Here is a 2,476-nt window from a genome sequence, read left to right on the forward strand (position 1 = left end):
CTCACCGTACTTGGCGGTCATGAGCAAGTCAAGATCTGTCTTTTCTCACGTCACTCCGGTGCAATGGCCTCACCCTAGGGAGGTCAAATCACAGTGATAAGCCACCGACGGACGATCAGATCCGCCGCTCTGGCCGTGGCGATCGCCGCAATAGGTGCCACCGCCTTCCCCGTCGCGGCAGCCCAGGCCGACTCGCAGGCCCGCAGCGTCGTGCGCAAGGACCCGGCTCGGTCGGAGCGTGTCGCCCACGACCTGAAGGGCCCGCTGAGCGAGCGTCAGGCGTCCCAGCGCCAGCAGGCGATCGAGCAGGTCATATCCGGCAAGTCCAAGGTCGAGGACCGCGGTGCCTCGGGCGTGGTGAAGCTCGGCAAGAAGAAGTACGTCGAGCTCAAGCGCGAGAAGACCGACAAGATCTTCGTGATCCTCGCCGAGTTCGGCGACAAGACCGACCCCGCGTACGGCGGCACGACCGGTCCCGCGCACAACACGATAGCCAAGCCCGACCGTCGCAAGGACAACAGCACGGCGTGGCAGGCGGACTACAACCGCCAGCACTTCCAGGACCTGTACTTCTCGCACTCCTCCTCCAAGGAGTCGATGGCGAAGTACTACGAGAAGCAGTCCTCCGGTCGCTACTCGGTCGCCGGCGAGGTCGCCGACTGGGTCAAGGTCGACTGGAACGAGGCCCGTTACGGCAGCAACAAGTGCGACACCTGCACCTGGAACCTCGTCGCCGACGCGGTGAACAAGTGGGTCGACGCGCGCAAGGCCGCCGGTGACTCCGCCGCCACGATCAAGGCGAAGCTGGCCGAGTACGACCAGTGGGACCGCTACGACTACGACGGCGACGGCAACTTCAACGAGCCCGACGGCTACATCGACCACTTCCAGATCGTGCACGCCGGCGAGGACGAGTCCGCCGGCGGCGGCGCCCAGGGCGAGGACGCGATCTGGGCGCACCGCTGGTACGCCTTCGGCACCGACGCGGGCGCGACCGGTCCGGCCGGCAACCTGCTCGGCGGCACCCAGATCGGCGACACCGGCGTGTGGGTCGGCGACTACACCGTGCAGCCCGAGAACGGCGGCCTCGGCGTCTTCGCCCACGAGTTCGGCCACGACCTCGGTCTGCCGGACCACTACGACACCACCAACACCGCCGAGAACTCCACCGGCTTCTGGACCCTGATGTCCTCCGGTTCCTGGCTCGGCACCGGCAAGGACGCCATCGGCGACCTGCCCGGCGACATGACGGCCTGGGACAAGCTCCAGCTGGGCTGGCTGAACTACGCCACCGCCAAGGCCGGCACGAAGTCGACCACCACCCTCGGTGTCTCGGAGTACAACACCAAGGACAAGCAGGGCCTGGTCGTCACGCTCCCCAAGAAGACCGTGGTCACGCAGCTGGCGACCCCGGCCGAGGGCAGCAAGCAGTGGTGGAGCGGCAGCGGTGACAACCTGAGCAACACCCTCACCCGCGACGTCGACCTCACCGGCAAGTCCTCCGCGAGCCTGGCCCTCAAGGGCTGGTACGACATCGAGGAGAACTACGACTACCTCTACACCGAGGTGTCCACCGACGGCGGCGCCACCTGGACCGCGATCGACGGCACCATCGGCGGCGCCCCGCTCCCGCGCGACGCCAGCGGCAAGCCGGCCCTGACCGGCACCGCGGCCACCTACCAGGACATGGCCTTCCCGCTGGACGCCTACGCGGGCCAGTCGGTCAAGCTCCGCTTCCGCTACCAGAGCGACGGCGGCGTGGCCCAGAAGGGCTTCCTGGCCGACGCGATCACGCTGACCGCCGACGGCGCGACCGTGTTCAGCGACGGCGCCGAGAACGGCGACAACGGCTGGACCGCCGACGGCTTCACCGCCAAGGGCTCCACGTTCTCCTCGGAGTACCCGCAGTACTACATCGCCGAGAACCGGCAGTACGTCTCGTACGACAAGACCCTCAAGGTCGGCCCCTACAACTTCGGCTGGGCCGCTCCCAAGGACAACTGGGTCGAGCACTACGCGTACCAGAACGGCCTGCTGGTCTGGCTGTGGGACACCTCGATGAACGACAACAACGTCAGCGCGCACCCGGGCGCGGGCAAGATCCTCCCGATCGACGCCCACCCCAAGCCGCTGCTGTGGAAGGACGGCACGCTGCAGCGCAACCGCGTGCAGGCCTACGACTCCACGTTCACGACGTCCCGCACCGACGCCATCACCCTGCACAAGAACGGCGTCGCCACCCGGATCCCGAGCCAGGCCGGGAACCCGGTCTTCGACGACAAGAACACCTACTGGTCCTCCGCGAACCCGACGGGCGGTGTGAAGGTGTCCCCCACCAACACCCGCATCTCGATCGTGCACGAGGCCAGGGACGGCAGCACTATCACGATCAAGGTCGGCCCGTCCCACAAGTGATCACGCATCGCTCGAAATGACCTGATCGGCCCCCGTCCCCTGGTGGACGGGGGCCGATCCG

General features: G+C 67.3%; 1 protein-coding gene. It reads left to right on the forward strand.

Annotated elements, in window-relative coordinates; genetic code table 11:
- Window positions 1-135 precede the first annotated feature (135 nt).
- Window positions 136-2,415: an immune inhibitor A domain-containing protein gene (locus ACIP98_RS42225; protein ID WP_319664460.1), complete on the forward strand. Its 2,280-nt coding sequence runs from the start codon at window positions 136-138 to the stop codon at window positions 2,413-2,415.
- Window positions 2,416-2,476: the final 61 nt, after the last annotated feature.

Source organism: Streptomyces sp. NPDC088354, from assembly GCF_044753585.1.
Classification (GTDB): Bacteria; Actinomycetota; Actinomycetes; order Streptomycetales; family Streptomycetaceae; genus Actinacidiphila.